This is a genomic window from Anaeromyxobacter oryzae (assembly GCF_023169945.1).
Taxonomy (GTDB): Bacteria; Myxococcota; Myxococcia; order Myxococcales; family Anaeromyxobacteraceae; genus Anaeromyxobacter; species Anaeromyxobacter oryzae.
Window position 1 is genome coordinate 2,720,727 of the sequence record NZ_AP025591.1, and the last position, 23,136, is coordinate 2,743,862.

Here is a 23,136-nt window from a genome sequence, read left to right on the forward strand (position 1 = left end):
TCCTCCCCCTCACGCGAGGTGCGCGGCCGTGGCCGCCGGGAGCAGCACCGTCACCGCCGCTCCCGCCCCTTCCTCGCTCTCCACCACGATCCGGCCGTGGTGGGCCTCCACGATGCTGTGTGACACCGAGAGCCCGAGGCCGACCCGGCCCGCGGAGTCCTTCGTCGTGAAGAACGGATCGAAGATCCGCTCGCGGATCGTCACGGGGATGCCCTTGCCCGTGTCCACGATCCGCAGCCGCAGCGCCTCGCCGTCCACGGTGCCGAGGCTCACCTCGAGCGCGCCGCCGTGCGGCATGGCGTTGATCGCGTTCTCCACGAGGTGCGCCACGACCTGCTGGATCTGCACCGGGTCGCCCTGCGCGTCGGGCAGCCGGTCCTCGAACCGCGTCGTGAGGGTGATGCCCGCCGCGCGGAGCCGGTCCTCGTAGAGGGCGAGGGCGGCGTGCACCGGGCGGGAGAGCGGGAACCGCTGCCCCTGGACCACCTGCTCCTGGTCGGCGAAGGTGCGGAGGTCCTCGACCACCCGCGCGACCCGGTTCGCCTGCTCCTGCGCGCGGACGATCATGTCCGCGTGGCTCGTCCCCTGGAGCTGCTTCTTCAGGATCGCGAGGTAGCCGGTGACCGCGGTCATCGGGTTGTTGAGCTCGTGGGCGAGGCCGGCGCCGAGGGACCCGAGCGCGGCGAGCCGGCGCGTGCGGAGGATCTGGTCCTGCGCGGTCTTCAGCTCGGCGGTGCGCTCCTCGACGCGCGTCTGCAGCTCCCTGTTCCAGTTCCGGATCTCCTCGTCGCGCCGCCGCACCTCGCCGGTCATGAGCGCGAAGGCGCGGCCGAGGTCGCCGATCTCGTCCTGCCCCGTCGCCTCCACCGGGACGGCGTAGTCGCCCGCCGCGATGGCGGCCGCGGCGCGCGAGAGCCGCTCCACCGGCCGCGTCACCATCCGCGCGAGGACGAACCCGAGCGACACGGCGAGGACGAGCGCGACGGCCGCCCAGCTCCAGACGTAGAACCGCAGCCGCTCGGCCGCGCTGAACGCGACCGCCATCGGCTGCGCGACGACGGCGCCCCAGCGCAGCCCCTTCACGGGCGCGAACGCGGAGAGCCACCGCTCGCCGTCGTCGCGTCGCACGAGCCGCGACCAGGAGCGGTCGCGGGAGAAGCCGACCTCGGAGAGGTAGCGCTCCTCGGCGGTGAGCGTCACGGGCCGGCCGGCCGCGAGGGGATCGCCGTTCGCGTCGACGAGGTACGCGAGCCCGCCCCCGCTCGAGAGCTCCGCGAGGCGCCCCTCGACGTCCTTCAGCAGGATCTCGGCGGCGAGGGTGCGGTCCTTGCCGATCCGGAGCGAGACCGCGATCCGCGCCGATCCGTGCGCGCCCCGGTACGGGGCGCCGAGCGCGGTCGCGCCCGCCTGCGGCGGCGCGCGCGGGATCTGATGCGAGAACACGTCCACGTCGGCGTCGGTGACGGGATCGCGGCCGGCGAGCGCGGGGTCCTCGCCCGGGTTGCGCTCGAGCAGGGGCCCCGCGACGGGCACGCCGCGATCGTTCACCAGCACGAGGATCGAGACGAAGGGCAGCTGCCGATACGAGATCGACAGCATCTGCCACGTCTCCCTCGGCGCGAGCTCGTCGAAGGGCACCGGCGCCATCGCGAGGCGGAGGCTCTCGATCGAGGTCGAGACGAACCGCTCGGTGTAGAGCGCGAGGTCGGCCGCGGTCTGCGTCTGCATGCGGCCGACGGTCCGCTGCAGCTCGTCGCGGCTGACGGTGTAGGAGACGAGGCCGAGCAGCGCGACGGGCAGGACGCCCACCGCGAGGAGCACGAGCCCGATCTTGGCGCCGAACCGCATGCGCAGGTGTGTCCTCCGGAACGATCCGTCTGTACCCCGACGCGGAACAGACGAGCGAGACGGTCCGCCGTCGCACGGACCCTCACCCGGGCGGGGCAATATGGTTGTCGCACCGACGAGCGGACAAGCCATACAAGTGGATGACTGTCCCACATCACGGTGACATGTCTACGAAACGACCCGATTCAGGGCGGTAAGAGCCCCAACCGGACACGCGTCGCGCAGGGGGAGACGCGGCCTCCGGAGTCGTTTGACTGCCGGGCCGGAACCGGTATGGTTCGCGCGCCTGAACGCACACCCCCCACCAGGGAGACGGCGAATGACGATGCTCGAGAAGCTCATGCCCAGGTCCGACGACTTCTTCTCGGACTTCGAGGCGCAGGCCGCGACGGTGGTGGAGGGGTCGAAGCTCCTGCACAAGCTGCTCGAGGACTTCACCGACGTCCCGAGGAAGTGCCAGGCGATCAAGGACGTCGAGCACCGCGCCGACGACATCACCCACAAGGCCTTCGCGCGGCTCCACACGCAGTTCATCACGCCGTTCGACCGCGGCGAGATCCACCGCCTCCTCTCGCGCATCGACGACGTGCTCGATCTCGCGGACGCCGCCGCCGAGCGGCTCGGGCTCTACGACATCGACACGGTGCTCCCCGAGGCCCGCGATCTGGCGGCGGTGCTCGTCACCCAGGCCGAGAAGATGGAGGAGGCGGTGAAGCTCCTCCGGAACTTCAAGAAGGACCCCCGGCCGATCCTCGAGGCGTGCAAGGAGATGAACGTCCTCGAGAACCAGGCGGACACGCTCACGCGCAAGACGATGGCGAAGCTCTTCAAGCGCGGGAACGACCCCCTGACGGTGATGAAGTGGAAGGAGATCATCGATCTCATCGAGGACGCGACGGATCGCGCCGAGGACGTCGCGAACGTCATCGAGGGCGTCGTCCTCGAGCACGCGTAGCGAACCCGCCGCTCGAAGGCCCGCCCCGCGCCCATGATCCTCATCGTCGTCGCGCTCATCGCCGTCGCTCTCGCCTTCGACTTCATCAACGGGTTCCACGACGCGGCGAACTCCATCGCGACGGTGGTCTCGACGCGGGTGCTCTCGCCGCTCACCGCCGTCGTCTGGGCTGCGTTCTTCAACTTCGTCTCGGCGGCGCCCGTGCTCTGGGGCGTCGAGCTCAAGGTCGCGGCGACGATGGGGAAGGGGATCGTCGAGTTCCCGGCGCTCCAGGCGCGCGGACCGCACTTCGTCCTCGCCTTCATCTTCGCCGCGCTCGTCGGCGCCATCGTCTGGAACCTCCTCACCTGGTGGTGGGGCCTCCCGTCGTCCTCGTCCCACGCGCTCGCCGGCGGGATGATCGGCGCCTGCCTCGTGGCGCTCGGGCCGTCCGGCCTCATCCGGGACGGCATCCTCAAGATCGTCCTCTTCATCGTCCTCTCGCCGCTCATCGGCATGGTGCTCGGCTCGACGATGATGGTGATCACCGCGTGGATCGTCCGGCGGCAGACGCCCGCGCGCGTCGATCACTGGTTCCGCCGCCTCCAGCTCGTGTCGGCGGCGATCTTCAGCTACAGCCACGGCACGAACGACGCCCAGAAGGTCATGGGCATCATCACGATCATCCTGTACGGCACGGTCTGGTCGCACCGCGCCGCGATGACGCCCGGCCACTTCCCGGTGCCGTTCTGGGTGGTGCTCCTCTGCCAGGCCGCCATCGCGCTCGGGACCATGTTCGGCGGGTGGCGGATCGTCCGGACGATGGGCCACAACCTGACGAAGCTCCAGCCCATCGGCGGGTTCTGCGCCGAGACGGGCGGCGGCGTCACGATCCTCGCCCTCGCCCACGCGGGCATCCCGGTGTCGACCACGCACACGATCACGGGCGCGATCGTCGGCGTCGGCGCGACGAAGGGCACGCGCGCGGTCCGCTGGGGGGTCGCCGGCCGGATCATCTGGGCGTGGATCTTCACCATCCCGGCCGCCGCGGTCGTGTCGGCGATCCTGTTCGTCCTCACGCGCGGCCTGATGGTGATGGCCGGCGGGTAGCCCGCGGAGGCGTCGTGACCACCCGCCCGGTCGCCTCCGCCCTGGTCGCCACCGCGCTCCTCCTCGCCTGCGCCCACGCGCCGGGCCCGTCCGCCGCTGCTCCCGGCGCCACGCTCGAGGCGCTCTCGCGCGCGGTCCGGTTTCCCGAGGTCGCCCTGGCGCCGGACGGCGGAACGATCGCGTTCACGAGCAGCCGGTCCGGGGCCGTCGAGCTCTGGACGGTCGCTGCGTCGGCCGGCGCGACGCCGCGGCAGGTGACGACCGCGGGCGAGCGGGTGACCTCGCCCGACGTCGGCCCGGACGGCACGATGGTCTTCGGCTCCGACCACGGCGGCGACGAGCGCTACGACCTGTTCGTCGTCCGGCCCGGCGCGGCGCCGGCGCGCGCGTCCGGTACGCCCGCCGCCGAGCTCCGGCCCCGCCTCTCGCCGGACGGCCACCGGGTCGCGTACGTCGCCGATCGCGACCGGCCGTTCCGGACGAACCTCTTCGTGCGGGACCTCGAGGCCGGCGCGCCGCGCGCGCTCACCCGCGGCGAGGTCCCGGTGCTCGGGCCGGTGTGGTCGCGGGACGGCCGGCTCCTCGCGGCGGTGCGCACGCCGGACGAGGAGCAGCACGGCGAGCTGCTCCTCGTGGACGTCGACTCGGGCGCGGTCCGGGTGATCCCGCCGCCGTCGGAGGACGGCCTCCTCGCGCCCCTGGCCGGACTCCCCGACGGCCGCTTCCTCGCGCGCGCCACGAACGGGGCGGGGTTCCTCCAGCTCGCGATCGTCGATCCGCGCGACGGCTCGACCCGGCTCGTCGGCCCCGGCGACTGGGACGTCGAGTGGGCGGCCGCGGCGGACGACGGCTCCGTCGCGTGGCTCCGCAACGTGCACGGCCGCAGCGAGCTCGCCTTCGCGCCGGGGCCGGACCCCTTCGCGGCGGCGCCCCGCGTGCTCCTCGCCGACGGCGTGGTGAGCGCGGCGGCAATCGCGATGGACCGGGCCGGCCGGCGGATCGCGCTCGTCGACGAGGCGCCGGACCGGCCGGCGCGCCTCGCCGTGATCGATCCGCGCTCCGGCGCGCTCGAGGTGGTGGTCACGCCCGAGGCGGGCGGCGCCGACCTGTCGCGGCTGCCGCGGGCGGCGATGCGGACGTTCCGGAGCTTCGACGGGACCTCGATCGACGCGTGGCTCTGGACCCCGCCGGCCGCGCTGCTCGGGTCGCCGCCGCCGTGCGTCGTCCTCGCCCACGGCGGTCCGTCCGGCCAGGTGCGCGGCGGGTTCGCGCCGCTGCCGCTCGCGCTCGCCGAGGCCGGCTTCGTCGTCGTCGCGCCGAACTTCCGCGGGTCGACGGGCTATGGCCGCGCCTTCGAGGACCTGAACAACAAGGACTGGGGTGGCGGCGATCTCGGCGACCTCCTCGCGGTGGTGGACGCGCTCGCGGCCTCCGGCACCCTCGATCGCGCGCGCGTCGGGATCACCGGCGGGAGCTACGGGGGTTACCTCACGCTCCGCGCGATCACCGCCGCGCCGGACCGGTTCGCCGCCGCGGTGGACCTCTTCGGCATGCCGGACCTGGCCGTCGACTACGAGCTCACGAAGGACCGCTTCGGGCTCTGGTACGAGACGGAGATGGGGACGCCGGCGACCGAGCCCGACCTCTTCCGCGCGCGCTCGCCGATCCACGCGCTCGACCGCGTGCGCGCGCCGCTCCTCGTGCTGCAGGGCGCGAACGACACGAACGTGCCGCGCGCGGAGAGCGAGGAGGTGGTGGAGAAGCTCCGCCGCCGCGGCGCCGCCGTCGAGTACGTGCTCTACCCCGGCGAGGGCCACGGGTTCACGCACCGCGCGAACGTGCTCGACGCGCACCGGAGGACGGTGGCGTTCTTCGTGCGGTACCTCGGGGGAGCGAAGCCGGCGCGCTGAGACGCGGCGCGCCCTTCGCTCGCCCGCCCTGGGCGTGGGGCCCGCAGAGCGGACCGGAGTCGAAGGGCTCGCGGCGGGGACCCGCCTCACCGCTCCCGCGCACGGGAGGCCAGCATCCCGCAGGCGGCGTGCTCGTCCTGGCCGCCCGAGTAGCGGCGGACGATGGGCTGTCCCGGCAGCTCGCGCGCGAGCGCGTCGCGGAAGAGGTTCCACTCCGCCTCGGTCGGCGGCCGGAAGCGGCCGGTGACGTCGTTCACCGAGATGGGGTTGAGGCGCACCGGGATCCCGGACAGGAGCTGCCCGAGCGCGGCCGCGTCCTCCGGCCCGACGTTCACGCCGGCGATCATCACGTACTCGAGCGTCACCCGCCCGCGCACCGCGGCGTGCTCGCGGATCGCGTCCACGAGCTCGTCCAGCGGGAAGCCCTGCTCGACGGGCATGAGCGCGCGGCGCTTCCAGGGGATCGCCGCGGTGAGCGACACGCAGAGCCGGAACTTGTGCCCCTCGGCGGTGTATCGGCGGATCATCGGCACCACGCCCGCGGTGGAGATGGAGATCCGGCGCGCGTCGATCCGGCCGCCGGCGGGGTCGCACAGCGCGTACGCGGCCTCCAGCACCGCGTCGTAGTTGAGGAAGGGCTCGCCCTGGCCCATGAACACGACGCCGGTGACGGGGCGCGTCGAGTCGGCGCGGACGTGCAGCACCTGGGCGACGATCTCCCAGCTCCGCAGCGAGCGGGTGAGGCCGAGCTCGCCGGTCGCGCAGAAGGTGCAGCCGAGGGCGCAGCCGGCCTGCGACGACACGCAGACCACGTGGTGGGTGTCGTAGAGCGGGATCCGCACCGCCTCGATCCGCGCGCCGTCGGGCAGCGCGAGGAGGTACTTGCGGAAGCCGTCCTGCGCGTCGACGGCCTCGATCCGGGTGAGCTCGCCGGGGGTCGTCTGGGCGGCCACCCTGTCGAGCACCTCGCGCCGGACGTTGCGCGCCTCGCGAAGGGAGCCGCCCCGGCCGATCACCGCGCCGGTGATCCGGCGGGCATCGTCGAGCGAGATGCCTGCCTTCCGGGCGAGGCCCCGGCTGTCCTGGCCCGCGAGGTGGAGCACGGCGCCCAGATAGCATAAGTTCCGCGGCATGAGAGCACCCGCCCTGGCGGGCCTCCTCCTCCTCGGAGGCTGCGTCACCTACGTGCGGCCATACCCCGCGCCGGTGCCGCCTCCCGCTCCCGCGGAGTCCCCGGCGCCGCCCCCGCGGCCGGCGCCGCGCGCGTACATCGCCGAGCGGCAGGCCATCGACATCGCGTTCGAGATCTGTCGCGACCGCGGCCTCTCGGTGGAGACCGTGCACCGGGCCCACCTCGACGGGGCGGGCCGGTGGCACCTCGACCTCCGCGGCCGCGACCGCGCGACCCTGCTCCTCGACGCGCGCGACGGCCGCCTCATGAAGGGCCAGTTCAGGCAGCGCGCGCAGGTCGGCGGCGACGAGGAGTGGCAGGACTAGCGGCCGCGGCGCTTCGGCGGGATCGGCGCCGGCTTGCTCACCCACGGGCTGCCGGCGAGCGCGAACCGCCACGGCCGCTCCGCCCACTCACCCGCGTAGTGCACGTTCACGCGGGGTGCCGCGAGGATCCGCTCGGGGGGCGGCGGCGCGTCCTCGACGAAGAGGTCGTCCCCCGCCAGATCGCGGCCGTTGTCGTGCTCGCGCCGGATGCCGAGGGCGCGGCAGAGGTTCCCCGGGCCCCGCGTCGAGTGAAGGCAGCGCTCGACCGGCTCGGCGGCCCGCAGCAGCACCGCCGACGGGAAGCCCTCCGGGCCGGTCACCACGTTCATGCAGTGGCTAGTGCCGTAGATCAGGTAGACGTACGCGAACCCCGGCGGCCCGAACATGATCGCGGCGCGCGGCGTCGGCCCGGCGCGCGCGTGCGACGCCCGATCCTCCGGCCCGTGGTACGCCTCGGTCTCGACGATCCGGGCGGCGCGCCTCACGCCGCCGTCCTGGTGCACGAGGACCTTCCCGAGCAGCTCGCGCGCGACGGTCCGGGTGTCTCGCGCATAGAAGGCCCGCGGGAGCTTCATCGCGCGCGACCGTACCTCGCCGGGACTCGGGGCGGCAACGCGCCGCCCTCGACCCGACGGGGAGCGCCGCGAAGCGTGGGCCGCGGTCGACCGCTGCGCTACGCTGCTCGCTCCGTGCGGGCCGTCGCCCTCATCCTGGCCGTGCTCGCGGTCTCGCCGTCCGGCGCCCTGGCCGCGACGCCCCGCGATCCCGACTTCGAGCCGGAAGAGCCCGTGCACTCCCTCGCGCTCGGACCCGCGCCCAGCGGGACGCCCGTCGTCTCCATGGATGTCGGGTGGCTCTGGAGCGGGTTGCGCCTCGACCTCGGCATCACGAGCCTCGTCGGCCTCATCCTCTCCGCCGACACGATGCTGCTGTACCGCGGGTTCGACTCGAACACCGGCGTCCACTTCGGCGTCCGCCTCACGCCGATCACGGGGGGCGCGTTCCGGCTCTCCATCGAGGGGACCGCGGGGCAGATCTTCATCCCGATGAGCATCGGCAGCGAGACGCTGACGCAGATCCGGGGCGACGTCATCTTCGGCACGACCATCGACCCCGTGACGGTGTACGGCCGCTTCGGGCTGATCGGCGAGAAGGGGAGCGACGTCCCCGGGCGGCCGAGCTTCCTCGGTCAGGAGCAGCTCGGGGCGGGCGTCGAGACTGCCTGGCGGAGGTACGTCTTCGGCGCGGAGGCGTACGTGTGGGCACGGCCCGGCCACTCCGGGATCGGGCAGTGGAGGCTCCGTGCCGGCATCGTGCTCTGAGCGTCGGTCGCCTTCCGGGCCCGCGACCCGCGCGGCGCGCGGGGCGCTCGTCGCGGCCGCGCTCGCGGCGACCGCCTGCACGACGCGTGACATCCCGGCGACGCCGTTCCGGCTCGAGGCGGTGGTGGTCTCGACGGGGAGGTCGCTCGCCGACGGGATCACGACGCCGGCGACCATCGTCCGCGTCGGGGGGACCGGGACGCGCATCGACGACACCACCTTCGAGATCGACGACGCCACCGTCGGGCGGGTCCGGCTCCGGTTCGACCGGACCGTCGCGCCGGAGCTGGCGTTCCCGGCCCGCCTCACCGGGGAGCAGGTGCTCGTGGACGTGTTCGTGGACCCGGGGCAGCTCACGCCGTCGGGGGATGCGCCGATGCCGATCTCCGGGTTCCGGATCGCGACCCAGCCCGCCGCGCCGACCTACGAGTTCATGCTCGGGGAGTCGAGCACGCCGCTCCCGAGCGGCGCGCCGGGGGTGCCGTTCTCGCTCGAGCCGGTGATCGGGAACGAGGACATCCCGTTCATGGAGCTCGTCGTCGATTTCCGCGACTACGAGCCCGCGCGCTGCGGCCCGGTGTACCTCGCGTCGCTCTCGATCCAGCTCGCCGACCGGACCGTCGCCCTCCAGCGCGGGGAGCAGGCCGACATGGTCGTCGGATCCCGGCCGGACCCGCTCCACGTCCTCCACGTCCTGTCCTACCAGCGCCGGGGCAGGTGCTCCGGCCAGTCGGAGTCGTGGACGCAGATCGCCGCCTGGCGTTAAACAAGGTGACCATGCGCCGTGCCAAGATCGTCGCGACGCTCGGCCCCGCCTCCAGTGATCCGGCGGTGCTCGAGAAGCTGCTCGACCTCGGGGTCGACGTCGCTCGCCTGAACTTCTCCCACGGCCGTCACGAGGACCACGCCCGGATGCTCGACAAGATCCGGGCGGCCTCCCGCCACCTCGGGAAGGCGATCGCCGTCCTCCAGGACCTCCAGGGCCCGAAGATCCGTACCGGGCCGCTCAAGGCCGGGAAGGCGGGCGTCCGCGTCGACTCCGGCAGCGAGCTCGTCATCACCACCGAGGGAGAGGTCGAGGGCGACGAGAAGCTCGTGTCGACGACCTACCCGCACCTCGCGGAGGACGTCCGGCCCGGCGACCGGCTGCTCGTCGACGACGGCCTCCTCGAGTTCCGCGTCCTCTCCACCGACGGGGTCCGCGTCCGGACCGAGGTGGTGGAGGGCGGGATCCTCGGCGAGCACAAGGGCATCAACCTCCCCGGCGTCGCGCTCCGGGCGGAGGCCCTCTCGGAGAAGGACCGGGCCGACGTCGCCTTCGGCATCTCGCACGGCGTCGACTTCGTCGGGCTCTCGTTCGTGCGGACGCCCGCGGACATCGGGCTCTGCCGCGCGGAGATGGAGCGCGCCGGCCGGATCGTCCCCATCATCGCGAAGATCGAGAAGCCGGAGGCGATCGACAACATCGACGCGATCATCGCCGCCGCCGACGGCGTGATGGTCGCGCGCGGGGACCTCGGCGTCGAGATCCTCCCCGAGCGCGTGCCCGGGCTGCAGAAGAAGATCTGCGAGAAGGCGAACGCCGCCGGGAAGCCGGTGATCGTGGCGACGCAGATGCTGAACTCGATGATCGAGCACCCTCGCCCGACGCGCGCGGAGGCGTCCGACGTCGCGAACGGCATCTGGGACGGCGCCGACGCGGTCATGCTCTCCGGCGAGACGGCGAGCGGCCGGTACCCGCTCCTCGCCGTGCAGATGATGGACCGGATCGTGCGCGAGGCGGAGGACGGGGTGCGGCCGCGCCACGTCGGGCTCCCGGCGCGGCTGCTGGTCGACGGGGACGGGGTCGCCCCGTTCAACGAGGTCATCGCCGCCGCGGCGTGCGAGGCCGCCGCGGTGTCGCGCGCGGTGGCGATCTGCTGCTTCACGCTCCGTGGTGAGACCGCGCGGCTCCTCGCGCAGTTCCGGCCCCACGTCCCGATCATCGCGTTCTCCCCGGACCAGGCCATCCGCCGGCGGCTCGCGCTCTACTGGGGCGTCGTCCCGAAGGTGATGGAGCCGGTGAAGAACGCGGACCTGATGGCGGAGCTGGTCGCGGATCGGCTCCTCGACGAGGGCGCGGTGAAGCCCGGCGACCGGGTGGTCCTCGTGCACGGCTCGCCCCTCGGCGTACCGGGGCACACGAACTCGATCCGGCTCCACGAGATCACGCACCCGTCCGAGCGCGGGCCGGCGAACCGGTACCGGGTCCCCATCTAGAACGGCCATCGTGCCCGTGCCCGTGCCCGTACACGTGCCCGGCTTCTCCGTGGCCGTGACCCCACTCCCGTGGCCCGTGGCCCCTCGTCCGTGACCCGCCTGCCGACTCGGGTCGGGCACGGGAGACGGTGCACGGGCCAGGGGCCACGGGAGGCGGGAGGCGGGCACGGGGGCGGGCACGCTCACGGTCACGGCCACGGGAACGGCCCCGGCGTTATACCTTCGACCCATGGACATCCCGGCTCTCCAGCGCGCGCTCGCCGAGCAGGACCTCGACGCCTGGCTGCTCTACGACTTCCACGGCCAGAACCCCACCGCGGTGAACGCGCTCGGCCTCGCCGGCCACATGCTCACCCGGCGCTGGTTCTACCTCGTGCCGCGCTCCGGCGTGCCGGTCGCGCTCGTGCACGCCATCGAGATCGGCTCGTTCCCGAAGGACGTCCCGGGGGAACGGCGGCGCTACGCGTCGTGGCAGTCGCTGCGCGCCGAGCTCGGGTCGCTGCTCGGGCGCCTCCGGCCGCGGGCGCGGATCGCGATGGAGTACTGCCCTGAGGGCGCGATCCCGTACCTCTCGCGCGTGGACGCGGGGACGCTCGAGCTCGTCCGGACGTACGGCGTCGACGTGGTCTCGTCCGCGGAGCTCGTGCAGCTCTTCCTCTGCCGGTGGGACGCCGAGCAGGTGGAGAGCCACCGCCGCGCGCTCGCCGGCATCGACGCCGCGAAGGACGCGGCGTTCGCCCGCATCGGCGAGGCGCAGCGGCGGGGCGAGACGATCCTCGAGACCGACGTGCAGCGGTTCCTGATGGAGCGCTTCGCGGCGGACGGCCTCGAGGCCGACCACCCGCCCATCGTGGCGGTGAACGGCCACGCCGGCGATCCCCACTACGAGCCCTCCGACGCGACGCCGACGCCGATCCGGCGCGGCGACCTCGTGCTCATCGACCTCTGGGCCCGCGCGACGGGACCGCGGGACGTGTACGCCGACATCACCTGGGTCGGCTTCTGCGGCGACGACCCGCCGCCGAAGCTCCAGGAGATCTTCCGGGTGACGACCGGCGCCCGCGACGTAGGGCTCGCCACGGTCGAGCGGGCGGCCCGCGCCGGTGAGGTGCTCGAGGGCTGGCAGGTGGACCGCGCGGTGCGGGACTTCATCGCGAGCCACGGGTACGGCGAGCGGTTCGTGCACCGCACCGGCCACTCCATCGACACGCGCGTGCACGGCGACGGCGCGAACCTGGACGACCTCGAGACGCACGACACGCGCCGGCTCGTGCCGGGGCTCGCCTTCTCCATCGAGCCCGGCATCTACCTGCCCGAGGAGGGGCTCGGCGTCCGGAGCGAGATCGACGTGTTCCTCGCCGCGGACGGCCCGAAGGTCTTCGGCAAGATCCAGCGGGAGCTGGTCCGGATCTAGCGCGTGTCGCACCTGTTCCAGGGACCGCTCCCGCCCGCGCCGCCGCCGTCGGAGCCGGTCGTCGCGACGGCGGTGATCCTCCACCGGGAAGGGCCGCGCGGCCGCGAGGTCGTCCTGGTCCGCCGCGGGAAGGACCTCCGGTTCGCGGGGGGCTGGCACGCGTTCCCGGGCGGCCGGCTCGATCCCGAGGACCTCGCCCTGCCGGTGGGGGGCGCCGTCGGCCCCGACGCCGCGCTCGTCGCCTGCGCCATGCGGGAGCTGTTCGAGGAGACGGGCGTGCTGCTCGCCCGCGGCCGTGAGCGCGTCGGGCTCGCGGAGCGGATCGCCGCGCGCCGCGCCCTCCTCGACGGAGCGCTCTCGTTCGGCGCGTTCCTCGTGGCGCACGGGCTCGCCCTCGACGCGCGCGACCTCGTGCCGGCGGGCCGCTGGATCACGCCCGAGCACCTCCCGCTCCGCTACGACGCGCGCCTCTTCCTCGCCGCGCTGCCCGGGAGCGAGGTCGCCGAGATCTGGCCCGGCGAGCTCGCCGACGGCTCCCTCCGGCCCGCGGCCGACGCGCTCGCCGCCTGGGCGCGCGGGGAGATGCTCCTCCACCCGCCGAACCTGAACGCGCTCCGGACGCTCGCGCGCCAGGGGCCCATCGACCTCGCCGCGCTCCGCGACCCGCCGCACCGCGACGGCTTCGTCGCCCACCGGATCGAGTTCCAGGAGGGGTTCTTCCTGGCCGCGCTCCGGACGCCGACGCTCCCGCCCGCGACGCACACGAACTGCTGGCTCGTCCCGGACCAGGGCGGGCTCGCGGTGGTGGATCCCGGCGCGCCGGACCCGCGGGAGCAGGCGCTCCTGTTCGCCGTCGTGGACGGGCTCGCGGCGGAGGGGCGCCCGCCCACCGCGATCTGGCTCACCCACACGCACCCGGATCACACCGGCGCGGTCGCCGCGCTCGCGGCGCGGCACCGGCTGCCGGTCCGCGCCCACCCGCGCGCCGCGCCCCGCCTCCCGGGCGTCGAGCTCGCGCCGCTCCGGGAGGGCGAGCGGCTCGGCGGGAGGTTCCGCGTCCTCGAGACGCCCGGCCACGCACCCGAGCACCTCGCCTTCCTCGACGAGGACACGGGCGCGCTGCTGTGCGGGGATCTCGTCTCGACGCTGTCGACGATCGTGATCGACCCGCCCGAGGGCGACATGGCGGAGTACGAGCGCCAGCTCGCCCGCGTGGCGGCGCTCGGGCCACGGACGCTCTATCCGGCCCACGGGCCGCCGGTGCCGGACGCGCCCGGCCGGCTCGCCGCATACCGTGCGCACCGTCGAGAGCGCGAGGCGCTCGTCCTCGCGGCGCTCGCGGATCCCGCGCCGCTCGCGGAGATCACGGCGCGGGCCTACGCCGACACGCCGCCCGTCGCTCACCCGATCGCGGCACGGAGCTGCCTTGCGGTGCTCCTCAAGCTGCAGGCCGAAGGGCGGGCGCGGCTCGACGGCGAGCTCTGGCGCGCAAACTGATCGCGCTCGGCCGCTCGTTCGTCCCACGGATTTCCGAGCAGGTGTCCACGGAAAGCCACGTCCTACGGGGGTGGCGCCGACCACAACGATCCGGTAATCACCCGTATTCCCGCTGTCCGCACGGGGGCACGCCCGTTGCACAGCCGACCCGCCATGTACGCACGCGCCGCAAAGATCGTCCGGATCGCACTTCTCCTCCTCGGCGCCTTCGCCATCGGGGGCGCGTCCGCGGAGGTCGCGGTCCGTACGCACCGGGCGGTCGAGGCGGCAAAGGCGGAGCGCGAGACCGGCAGCGCCGGCCAGCTCGTGGCGCTCCAGCTCACGGATCCGTACGGGCAGGTCGTGGCGCGTCCCCGCCTCATCTGCCCCGCGGGGAAGTCCGCCGAGCTCGTGCTCCACGATCCCGCGCGGCCGGACGAGGTGCGGCTCACCTTCCGGGTCGAGGCGGAGCGGGAGCCCTCGGGCGAGATCGCGCTCGACTACGAGCTCTGGATCCCGGAGCGCGCCGTCTCGGCGAAGGGGAAGATCTCGCTCACGCCCGGCGCGGAGCAGGCGATCCAGCTGGGCGACGGCGAGCTCGTCGCGACCTGGCTCGCGGTGCCCGTCCCGTCCGCGCAGTTCGACGCGTTCATCGAGGCCGAGCGGGCCGCGCGGCGCAGCGCCGGGAAGGCGACGTAGCGTCAGCAACGCTTTCTCGAGCGTGACGGTGCTCCGCCAGCGCCTTCACGCTGTCGCGAGGTGTCGCGTCGACACCGCGGACCGCGCGGCCTGATTCCCGTCCGTTCGTGCTGAGCGTAGCGCCCGCGCAGCGGGCGCGGAGGCGCATGGCGCCGCGCTCAGGGCGAACGGAAGCCGCGTACTCCCGCAGGGCGCGACGCTCACGGTGAACGGAAGTGGCGCCGCTCCCGGGGACCGCCCGTCACTGCTCCGCCGCCCGTGCGTCCGCCTCCACGGCGGCCGCCGCGGCGCGGACGTGCGCGAGGCGCGCGGCGAGCGCGTCGCGGTCGGCGAGCAGCTGGCGGAGGCGGGTCTCCTCGAGCGACGGCCCCGCGCTCGGCGGCGCGACGGACCGGGCCGCGGCGCCGGAGACCGACGCGCGCCGCACGGTCGCGACGGCGGCGATCGACCTCCCGGTGGAGGGCGCGGTCGCGCGGCGGAGGGCCGCGATCCGGACGTCGAGATCGGTGAGCGCGCCCGCGAGGCGGTCGGCCTCGTCGTGGAGGGCGTCGGCGCGCTCGCGGAGCTCCTCTGCGCTCGGCGCGACGGCGCCCGGCGCGGGCACGGCGGCGGTGCGGCGGTCGATCTCGACGGCGAGCTCCTGGGCGCGGACCAGCAGGCGTTCGAGCTCCCGCCCGACGTCGCGCCCGTGCAGGTGCTCCACCTTGAGCTGCTCGATCCGGACCGCGACGTCGGACAGCTCGGCGCGGGCGGTGTCGAGACCGGGGTCCGCCCCGAGGGCGAGGACGAGCGTGAGGCCGGTGATCCACATCGGTAACCCCGCTGATGAGCAACCTCCGTGCCCGCCGGGAATTCCGCAGTTCCCGGGCCCTTCCGCTTCGCCGCCACGACGCCGTCGTCGAGTTCTTGCGCTCCGCCCTCGGAAATTCGAGCCGCGCGGTGCGTCATCGGATACCGGGGCTGCGCCCCCGCCCCGCCGGCAGAGCCGTCGGGGCCCCACCCTTGCTGCGCCGGCCCCCACCCCGTTACGGCGTGCTCGACTGCTCCCCGTAGTCGACGCTCCCGAGCTCCCGCCCGGCGGCGTCGAACGTGCGCCAGCGTCCGCACTGGACGCCGCCGCAGTACCGGCCGTCCGTCTTCCGGGTGCCGTCCGGCCAGAACGCCGCGAAGGGGCCGTCCGGCACGCCGTCTCGCCAGTCCGAGCTCTCCTCGACCTGGCCCGACTCGGACGAGATCGTCCACCGGCCGACCTTCCGTCCCCGCGAGAACGCGCCCTCGCGCGCCTTCCGCCCGTTCCGATGGTACTCGACGAACGGTCCGTCGCGCTCGCCCTCCCGGAACCGCTCCTCGACCCAGAGGCCGCCATCGTCGTAGTACGTCCGCGCGGGCCCGTGCCGCCACCCCTGACCGTACGGGTTCTTCCCCTCGCACCACTCCTCGTACCCGTCCGTCGGAGCGGCGCCGCGGCGCTCGGTGCCGGCGGGGCACTCGAGCGGCGGGCGCGCCGGGGCGCCGCCCGCGAGGAACAGCGCGAGCGCGACGGCCTTCACGGTCCGTCCTCGCCGCGCTCGCCGGGCTTCACGATCCCGTACTTCTCGAGCTTGTAGTAGAGCGCGGACGGCTTGATGCCGAGGAGCCGTGCGGTCTCCGCCTTCACGCCGCGCGCGCGCTCGTAGGCGCCGAGGATGAGGGCCTTCTCGAGCTCCTCGAGGATCTCCGGGAGGCTCCGGTCGCCGGTCGGCACCGGGAGCGCCGGTTGCGCCGGCGCGCGGCGGAGGCCCTCCGGCAGGTCCTCCGGGCGGATCACGTCGCCCTCGGCGAAGACGAGCGCCTGCTCGACGACGTTCTCGAGCTCGCGGACGTTGCCGGGCCAGCGGTGGCGGCCGAGGATCTCGAGCGCCTCCGGCGCGACGCCGGAGACCTTCCGCCCGATCCGCGGCGCCGCGCGCGCGACGAAGAAGCGGGCCAGCTCCTCCACGTCGCCGGGGCGATCGCGGAGCGGCGGGAGCGTGATGGGGACCACGTTCAGGCGGTAGTAGAGGTCCTCGCGGAAGCGGCCGGCCGCGACCATCGCCGCCAGGTCGCGGTTCGTCGCGGAGATCACCCGGACGTCGACCTCGATCGGCTCCTCGCCGCCGACGCGCTCGAAGCGGCGCTCCTGCAGGACGCGGAGGAGCTTCACCTGGACGGACGGCGGGATCTCGCCGACCTCGTCGAGGAAGAGCGTCCCCTCGTGCGCCAGCTCGAACCGCCCGAGCTTCCGCCGGATCGCGCCGGTGAACGCGCCCTTCTCGTGGCCGAACAGCTCGGACTCGAGGAGGCCCTCGGGGATCGCCGCGCAGGAGATGGACACGAACGGCTTCGCGCGCCGCGTCCCCTGGTCGTGCACGGCGCGCGCGACGAGCTCCTTGCCGGTGCCGGACTCGCCGAGGACGAGCACGGTCGCGTCGGTCGCGGCGACCTTCCGGATCTGCTCGTGCACGCGCCGCATCGGCTCCGACCGACCGACGAGGCCGTGCGGATCGTGCTCGCGCGCGCGGTCCTCGTCGAGCGCCGCGGCGCGGGCGCGGGCGGTCTCGGCGCCCCGCCGCTCGCGGGCGATCTCGATGGCCTTCTCGACCCGCGCCCGGAGCACGTCGGGGCTGAACGGCTTCTCGAGGAAGTCGATGGCGCCCTCGCGCATCGCCTCGACGGCGATCGCGATGGTGCCGTGGGCCGAGACGACGAGGACGGTGGCGTCGGGGTACTCGGCCCGGAGGCGGCGGACCACCTCGATCCCGTCCACCGGGATCATCCGGAGGTCCGTCACGACCACGTCCGCCGGGCGCTTGCGGTACGCAGCGATCGCCTCCGCCCCGCCCTTGACCGCCTGGACCTCGTGGCCGAGCCGGGTGAGGGAGAGGGCCATGCCCTCGCGGAGGGCGTCGTGGTCGTCGGCGACGAGGATGCGGGCCATCGCGGGGCAGTGTAGCCGAGAGCGACCGGGAGGGCGTCGGGGCGTCGGGCCCGGTGACTTGGAGCCGCCCCCGTGGTCTGCTCGAAGCGAGGCGGGCGAGCGCTCGCCGTGGCCGAGGAGGGGACATGCGGAGCGGAACGATCCTGCGGGCCGTCGCCATCGCCGTGACGACCCTCGGCTGCGCGACCGGTGGTGGCCCTTCGCGGCCGGCGCGGACGGGGCAGCCGACGGCCCTCCTCGCGAGCATCCACCTCGTCGCGGACGAGCCGATCCGGACCGCGTGGCCGCACCTCGGCGCGATGGTGTCCGCGCCGATCGACCGGAGCGCGCTCGTGCCCGGCCAGCGCATCGCGATCACGGTGCGCGCGACCGGGGACGACGCCCGCGACTACCTCCTCGGCCTCCGGTTCGCCCTCCGCATCCGGTGCGGCGCGCAGGTGGTCGACCTCGGCACCGTGCGGCCCGCGGTGGTCCGGTGGATCGTGCCGCGGACGATGCGAAGCGTCGCCGGCCAGTGGGTCAGGGTTCCCGGCGAGCACGCCAGGCCGGCGTCGGCGCTCGCGGCGTCGATGGGGATCGCGGTGATGCTCCCGGACTGGATCGCGCCGGAGGTGACGGCGCCGACCGCCCGTGACGGTGGAGGGCAAAGCGATCCTCGAGGACGGGAGTCCCGCGACGATCCTGCCCGCGACGGCGACGCTCGAGCCCTGGGCGGACGCGGCCGCCGCGACGCCGTTCACCGACGATCGGACCGCCCAGTTGTGGCTGAACCAGTACGCGCTCCGCCCGGAGCCGCAGCACCTCGCCGCCCTGCTGCGCAAGAGCGCGGCCTGGGCGGCGCACCCGTACATCCGCGCCGGGTTCCCGGCGTATGCCCTCGCGGCCGCGCCCGCCGCAGCGCCGACGTTCGCCGCCGGCCTGCGCGACGCTGACGAGCCGACCCGCGCGATGGGCGTCGTCGCCCTGCGCTGGGCGGGCCTCGACGCGAGGGCGCTCGCGGCGACGCTCGGGCCGGAGTGGACGACCCGCGCCGAGGCGCTCTCGATCCGCCCCGACCCGCTCGCCCTCGAGGCGACCGCGGCCCGCCTCGACGAGACCACGGCCCGGATGGACCTCGCCTGGGCGTGGTTCATGGCGACCGGCCGCCCCGAGCCCATCCGCGCCATCGTCGACCTGCTCCGCTACCGCGACGACTACTCCGCGTTGCGGACGGCGCAGGCGACGCCGGGGCGGAAGGAGGCGGCCGATCCACTCGCGCGCGGCGTGCTGTACGCGACGGCAGGCTGGTCCCTCGCGTCCTTCTACGCGACGCACGTGCTGGCGGAGGACTACGTCCGGCTCTGGCGCGAGGACGGGTCGGTGCCGGCCCCGATCCGGGAGGAGCTCCGGACGCTCCTCTCGAACGAGGCGTTCCGGCCCCCGAAGCAGGGGTGACGCACGCCGCCGGAGGGCGCCTCACCCGAGCCGCGCCGCGAGCCAGCGCCGGACGTCCGCGAGCGTCGCCGCGGTCACCCCGTGGCCGGCGTCGTGCTCCCGGTACTCGAGGCGCGCGCCGAGGAGCGGCCCGAGCAGGTCGCGGATCTCCCGGCCGCGCCGGACGGGGATCACGTCGTCCTGCGTGCCGTGGAGCACGAGCGCATCGAGGCCCGCGAGCGCCGCGGCGGGCGGGACGCGGGCCGCGAGGCCGGGCAGCACGCGGCCCGAGTGGAGGACGATCCCGCGAACGAGGCCGGGAGCGGTCAGGGCGACGGCGAGCGACAGGATCGCGCCCTGGCTGAAGCCGAGGAGGAAGGTGCGCGCGGGATCCGTGCCGTGCTCCCGGGCGAGCGCGGGGAGGAGCGCGACGAGCGCGGCGCGGCTCTCCTCCGCCTGCTCGAAGTCTCCGGTCGGCGGCGTCGTCCGCCAGTCCACCGCGTACCAGGCGTGGCCCATCGGCTCGGCCTCGTACGGCGCCCGCAGCGACGCGACCGCGAGGCGCGGATCGAGCTCGTCGGCGCCGATCCCGTGGAGCAGGACCAGCAGCGGCGGGCGAGGCGTGGGGGCGCGGGGCGGACGGAACACGTGGGCGACGTTCACGCGGAGGTTCTTAGGCGCGGGGCGCGGAAACGGCAACGGGCGGGGCAACAGATCCTTTTCCGGGGTGGCGCGTTCGTCATCGGCGGGCGGCCTCTCGCCGCCCCTCCCTCTCGCCGAGGTGTCCCGTGCGCGCACCGCTCTCGTCGTTGCTCCTCGTCGCCGCCGTCGTCGCCGTGCCGGTCGTGATCGGCGCGCGGATCGCCGTGGCCGATCCGTCGCGCGCTGTCGTGAGCCCCCCTCACCCCGGCCCTCTCCCCCCGCGCACGAGCGACGCGGGAACCGACGGCGCGCGGGGGGAGAGGGAGGATCCGGCGGAGGCAGGCGCTCGCGCATCGGTCGGCGATGGTGCGCGGGGGGAGAGGGAGGATCCGGCGGTGGCGGGCTCGCGCGCGGCGGTCGGCGATGGCGCGCGGGGGGAGAGGGGGGATCCAGCGGTGGCGGGCTCGCGCGCGGCGGTCGGCGATGGTGCGCGGGGGGAGCTCTCGGACCCGGGCTCTCGGGCGCCGGTCGGCGACGCCCTCATCCAGCTCCCGGCCGCGAAGGCCGACGCGCCCCTCGCGCTCACCGCGTCCGACGGCACCGGCCTCGTCCTCGAGGCGGTCGACGCGCGCGCCGTCGTGAACGACCCGCTCGCGTTCACCGAGCTGCACCTCACCTTCCGCAACCCGGAGGACCGGGTGCTCGAGGGACAGTTCCGGATCACGCTCCCGCGCGGCGCGAGCCTCTCCCGGTTCGCGATGTGGACGGGGGCGGCGTGGCAGGAGGGCGAGGTGGTGGAGCTGCAGGCGGCGCGGCGCGCCTACGAGGACTTCCTCCACCGGCGGCAGGATCCGGCGCTGCTCGAGCAGGCGCCCGGGAACGCCTTCTCCGCGCGGGTGTTCCCGATCCCGGCGCGCGGGACGAAGGAGCTCGTCGTCTCCTGGTCGCAGGAGCTCGCCGGCGCCGGGTCGCCGTTCGTGCTGCCGCTCGCGGGGCTCCCGCGGCTCGGGCGGCTCGACGTCCGGGTGATCGACGAGACCTCCGGAGCGCCGCGCGTGCTCGAGCGGCACGAGACCGCCTTCGCGCCGACCGGCGATCTCGCGCTCCGCCCCGCGCGCCGCGTCGCGGGGCTCCGCGCCGGCGACCTCGCGGTCGTGCGGGTCCGGCCCGTCGACGCGGCGGAGGCGGACCCGGTCCGGAACCTGGTCGTCCTCGTCGACACGAGCGCGTCGAGGGCCCTCGGCCTCGGCGCGTCGCTCGACCTCGTGTCCGGGCTCGCCCGCGGCCTCGGCGCGGCGGCCGGACCGGACGCACCCTTCGCGCTCGCCGTCTTCGACCAGGACGCCGAGCTCGTCCACGACGGCCGCGTCGCGGGGCTCGCGCCGGAGCGGATCGCGTCCCTCCGCGCCCGGGGCGCACTCGGCGCCTCGGATCTCGCCGGCGCGCTCCGGTCCGCGCGCACCTGGCTCGCCCGCGCGCCGGGGCGGTACACGCGGGTCGTGCTCGTGACGGACGGCGTCGTCACCGCGGGTCCCGAGGACGGCGTCGCCCTCGCCCGGGCGGCGCTCGCCCTCCGGGACGTCGGCGCGGAGCGGATTGACGCCGTCGCGGTGGGCGGGATCCGCGACGAGGCCTCGCTCGCGCGGATCGTCACCGCCGGCCTGGCCCGCGACGGCGCGGTCATCGACGGGACCGCCCCGGCCGCCGAGGTGCTCGACCGCCTCGGGCGGGCGACCCGCTCCGGCCTCGCGGTCGCCGCGGAGGGCGCGCGCTGGGTGTGGCCCGGACGCCTCGACGGCGTCCAGGCCGGAGAGGACGTGCTCGTGTACGCGTCGATCCCGGAGCATCTGCCGGTCCGGCTCACGGTCGGCGGCCGCACCTTCACCCCCGCCGTCGTCGAGGTCGCCCCGCCGGAGCGGCCGCTCGTCGGCCGCGCGAGCGCTCGCGCGCGCATCGCCGCGATGCTCGGCACCCGCGACCGGCTGCCCGAGACGGCGCGCGCGGAGCGGGAGGCGCTCCGCCGGAGCATCGTGGACGTCTCGGTCGGCGCGCGTGTGCTGTCCCCGTTCACCGCGCTCCTCGTGCTCGAGACGGAGGCCGACTACGCGCGCGCCGGGATCGATCGCAGGGCGCTCGCGGACGTGCTCGTGGTGGGCGACCGCGGGCTCGCGCTCCTCGACCGGCGGACGGTCGCGGGCCCGCTCCAGCTCGCGGGGAAGCATCGCGGCGCCGCCGCCGTGGAGCGAGACGCGGCGCCGGACCTGCGCGCCGATCCCCGCGCGGTCCCGGTCGCCGCGCCCTCCGCCGCCGGTGCGGGAGCCACCGTGGCGAGCGCGGCGGCACCGCGGAGCGCGGAGCGGATGACGAGCGCGGCTCCGACCCGCGACGAAGCGTACCGGGTCGAGGAGGCGAAGGAAGCCGCTCCCGCGGTCGCGGCGGAGCCCCTCCCGCGCCCCGGCGCGCTCGCCCCTGGAGCGCCGCCGGTCGCCGCGCCGGCGCCCGCGCTCCGGACCGCGCCGTCGGCGCGCCGCAACGACGCCGCGCTCGAGATCGCGGGCGACCCCGACCCGGGTCCGTTCGCCGGAGGCGTGGCGCCGTACACCGGCCGCTTCGCACAGGTGATGTCGCTCCTGCAGAAGAACCTCTCCGCCCCCGCACGGAAGGCGGCGGAGGACTGGGTCGCATCCTCTCCGGGAGACGTCCTCGCCCTGGTCGCCCTCGGCGAGGCGTGCGAGCGCGCCGGAGAGCTCCGCCGCGCCGCCCGGGCCTACGGCTCCCTCATCGATCTCTTCCCGAACCGCGCCGACCTCCGCCGCTTCGCGGGAGAGCGGCTCGAGCGGCTGCCCATGACGATCGCCGGCGCCCTGGCGGTCGACACCTACCGGAAGGCCGCGGCGCAGCGCCCCGATCACCCCGCGAGCCACCGCCTCCTCGGCTTCGCGCTCCTCCGCGCAGGCGACCTCGCGGGCGCCTTCGACGCTCTCGCGACGGGGCTCGCCCGCGAGTACCCGGAGGGCCGGTTCGCCGGCGCGCACCAGATCCTCGCCGAGGACCTCGGCCTCGTCGCGGCGGCCTGGTCGCGCGCCGAGCCGAAGCGCGCCGCCGGCATCGCCGCCCGGCTCGCGGCCGCCGGCGGGACGCGCGAGGACGGCCCGTCGCTCCGGTTCGTGCTCACCTGGGAGACGGACGCGAACGACGTGGACTTCCACGTGGTGGACGGCGCGGGCGCCCGCGCGTTCTATGGCAACCCCGAGCTCGCCTCCGGCGGCCGCCTGTACGCGGACGTGACCACCGGGTACGGCCCGGAGTGCTTCACGATCCGCGGGACGCCGGCCGGCTTCCCTTACCAGCTCGGCGCGCACTACTACGCACGGGGCCCGATGGGCTACGGCATGGGGAAGCTCGAGATCGTGCGGCACGACGGCCGCGGCAACCTGCGCTTCGAGGAGCGGCCGTTCGTGGTGATGCAGGACCGCGCGTTCGTGGACCTCGGCGTCCTCGAGCGCTGAGAGCGGTCGCTCGCCGCGCTCCCGCGGCCGGGTCACCGGCGCGGGGTGCGGCGTCCCTTCACTTTTCTTCACGGATCCTGCGCGAATTCGTATTTGTGTTCGCCCGGGCCGTGGTTACGGATCATCTGCGCGGCCGGTCTGCCCGGC

18 protein-coding genes and 1 pseudogene are annotated in these 23,136 nt (G+C 74.9%); 12 read left to right on the forward strand and 7 right to left on the reverse strand.

What is annotated here, in order from left to right; translation table 11 throughout:
* Positions 1-9: 9 nt before the first annotated feature.
* Positions 10-1,848, reverse strand: a complete 1,839-nt coding sequence (locus AMOR_RS11865) for a sensor histidine kinase (protein WP_248361299.1) — start codon at positions 1,846-1,848, stop codon at positions 10-12.
* Positions 1,849-2,167: 319 nt separating this feature from the next.
* Between AMOR_RS11865 and AMOR_RS11870 the strand changes: the two genes are divergently transcribed.
* From AMOR_RS11870 to AMOR_RS11880, 3 genes are read left to right on the forward strand one after another with little or no spacing between them, the layout of a single operon-like run.
* Positions 2,168-2,803, forward strand: a complete 636-nt coding sequence (locus AMOR_RS11870; RefSeq protein ID WP_248361301.1) for a DUF47 domain-containing protein — start codon at positions 2,168-2,170, stop codon at positions 2,801-2,803.
* A gap of 33 nt (positions 2,804-2,836) precedes the next feature.
* Positions 2,837-3,892 (forward strand): inorganic phosphate transporter, encoded by a 1,056-nt coding sequence (locus AMOR_RS11875; RefSeq protein ID WP_248361303.1) that lies wholly within the window; start codon positions 2,837-2,839, stop codon positions 3,890-3,892.
* A 14-nt stretch (positions 3,893-3,906) separates the two neighbouring features.
* The gene (locus tag AMOR_RS11880; RefSeq protein WP_248361305.1) at positions 3,907-5,802 is read left to right on the forward strand and encodes a S9 family peptidase; all 1,896 of its coding nucleotides are present in this window, start codon (positions 3,907-3,909) and stop codon (positions 5,800-5,802) included.
* An 86-nt stretch (positions 5,803-5,888) separates the two neighbouring features.
* Here AMOR_RS11880 and AMOR_RS11885 read toward each other — a convergent pair whose 3' ends face one another.
* A complete protein-coding gene (locus tag AMOR_RS11885) occupies positions 5,889-6,905 on the reverse strand; it encodes a radical SAM protein (RefSeq protein WP_248361307.1) in 1,017 nt (338 codons plus the stop codon).
* 28 nt (positions 6,906-6,933) lie between these two features.
* Between AMOR_RS11885 and AMOR_RS11890 the strand changes: the two genes are divergently transcribed.
* Entirely contained in the window at positions 6,934-7,299 is a 366-nt protein-coding gene (locus AMOR_RS11890) for a hypothetical protein (RefSeq protein ID WP_248361309.1), read from the forward strand.
* Here the strand turns inward: AMOR_RS11890 and AMOR_RS11895 are convergent.
* Positions 7,253-7,874, reverse strand: a pseudogene (locus AMOR_RS11895) (DNA-3-methyladenine glycosylase). The gene AMOR_RS11890 and the pseudogene AMOR_RS11895 sit on opposite strands and share 47 nt — an antisense overlap.
* A gap of 114 nt (positions 7,875-7,988) precedes the next feature.
* Between AMOR_RS11895 and AMOR_RS11900 the strand changes: the two are divergent.
* The 6 genes from AMOR_RS11900 to AMOR_RS11925 all read left to right on the forward strand — a co-directional run bounded on the left by AMOR_RS11900 (position 7,989) and on the right by AMOR_RS11925 (position 14,469).
* Positions 7,989-8,621 carry a hypothetical protein gene (locus tag AMOR_RS11900; RefSeq protein ID WP_248361311.1) on the forward strand — a complete coding sequence of 211 codons (633 nt, stop codon included), beginning with the start codon at positions 7,989-7,991 and terminating at the stop codon, positions 8,619-8,621.
* On the forward strand, positions 8,602-9,387 hold the full coding sequence (locus AMOR_RS11905) for a hypothetical protein (protein WP_248361313.1): 786 nt from the start codon (positions 8,602-8,604) through the stop codon (positions 9,385-9,387). The genes AMOR_RS11900 and AMOR_RS11905 overlap by 20 nt, the downstream gene beginning before the upstream one ends.
* An 11-nt stretch (positions 9,388-9,398) precedes the next feature.
* Entirely contained in the window at positions 9,399-10,880 is a 1,482-nt protein-coding gene (gene pyk, locus AMOR_RS11910; RefSeq protein ID WP_248361315.1) for a pyruvate kinase, read from the forward strand.
* 229 nt (positions 10,881-11,109) lie between these two features.
* Positions 11,110-12,294: a M24 family metallopeptidase gene (locus AMOR_RS11915; RefSeq protein WP_248361317.1), complete on the forward strand. Its 1,185-nt coding sequence runs from the start codon at positions 11,110-11,112 to the stop codon at positions 12,292-12,294.
* A gap of 3 nt (positions 12,295-12,297) precedes the next feature.
* Entirely contained in the window at positions 12,298-13,791 is a 1,494-nt protein-coding gene (locus tag AMOR_RS11920) for an MBL fold metallo-hydrolase (protein WP_248361320.1), read from the forward strand.
* A 153-nt stretch (positions 13,792-13,944) separates the two neighbouring features.
* Positions 13,945-14,469 (forward strand): hypothetical protein, encoded by a 525-nt coding sequence (locus tag AMOR_RS11925; RefSeq protein WP_248361322.1) that lies wholly within the window; start codon positions 13,945-13,947, stop codon positions 14,467-14,469.
* A gap of 241 nt (positions 14,470-14,710) precedes the next feature.
* On the opposite strand, the gene AMOR_RS11930 is transcribed toward AMOR_RS11925, so the two are convergent.
* The 3 genes from AMOR_RS11930 to AMOR_RS11940 all read right to left on the reverse strand — a co-directional run bounded on the left by AMOR_RS11930 (position 14,711) and on the right by AMOR_RS11940 (position 17,425).
* Complete coding sequence (locus AMOR_RS11930) at positions 14,711-15,280, reverse strand: hypothetical protein (RefSeq protein ID WP_248361323.1); 570 nt, start codon at positions 15,278-15,280, stop codon at positions 14,711-14,713.
* Between the two features lie 214 nt (positions 15,281-15,494).
* Entirely contained in the window at positions 15,495-16,019 is a 525-nt protein-coding gene (locus tag AMOR_RS11935; protein ID WP_248361324.1) for a toxin-antitoxin system YwqK family antitoxin, read from the reverse strand.
* Positions 16,016-17,425 (reverse strand): sigma-54-dependent transcriptional regulator, encoded by a 1,410-nt coding sequence (locus AMOR_RS11940; RefSeq protein ID WP_248361325.1) that lies wholly within the window; start codon positions 17,423-17,425, stop codon positions 16,016-16,018. Before AMOR_RS11940 ends, AMOR_RS11935 begins: the two co-directional genes overlap by 4 nt.
* A 636-nt stretch (positions 17,426-18,061) precedes the next feature.
* Here AMOR_RS11940 and AMOR_RS11945 point away from each other — a divergent pair.
* The gene (locus AMOR_RS11945) at positions 18,062-18,859 is read left to right on the forward strand and encodes a hypothetical protein (protein ID WP_248361327.1); all 798 of its coding nucleotides are present in this window, start codon (positions 18,062-18,064) and stop codon (positions 18,857-18,859) included.
* Positions 18,860-18,880: 21 nt separating this feature from the next.
* Here the strand turns inward: AMOR_RS11945 and AMOR_RS11950 are convergent, their stop codons facing one another.
* Complete coding sequence (locus AMOR_RS11950) at positions 18,881-19,501, reverse strand: alpha/beta hydrolase (RefSeq protein ID WP_248361329.1); 621 nt, start codon at positions 19,499-19,501, stop codon at positions 18,881-18,883.
* A 434-nt stretch (positions 19,502-19,935) separates the two neighbouring features.
* Between AMOR_RS11950 and AMOR_RS11955 the strand changes: the two genes are divergently transcribed.
* Positions 19,936-22,989: a VIT domain-containing protein gene (locus AMOR_RS11955; protein ID WP_248361331.1), complete on the forward strand. Its 3,054-nt coding sequence runs from the start codon at positions 19,936-19,938 to the stop codon at positions 22,987-22,989.
* Positions 22,990-23,136 lie beyond the last annotated feature (147 nt).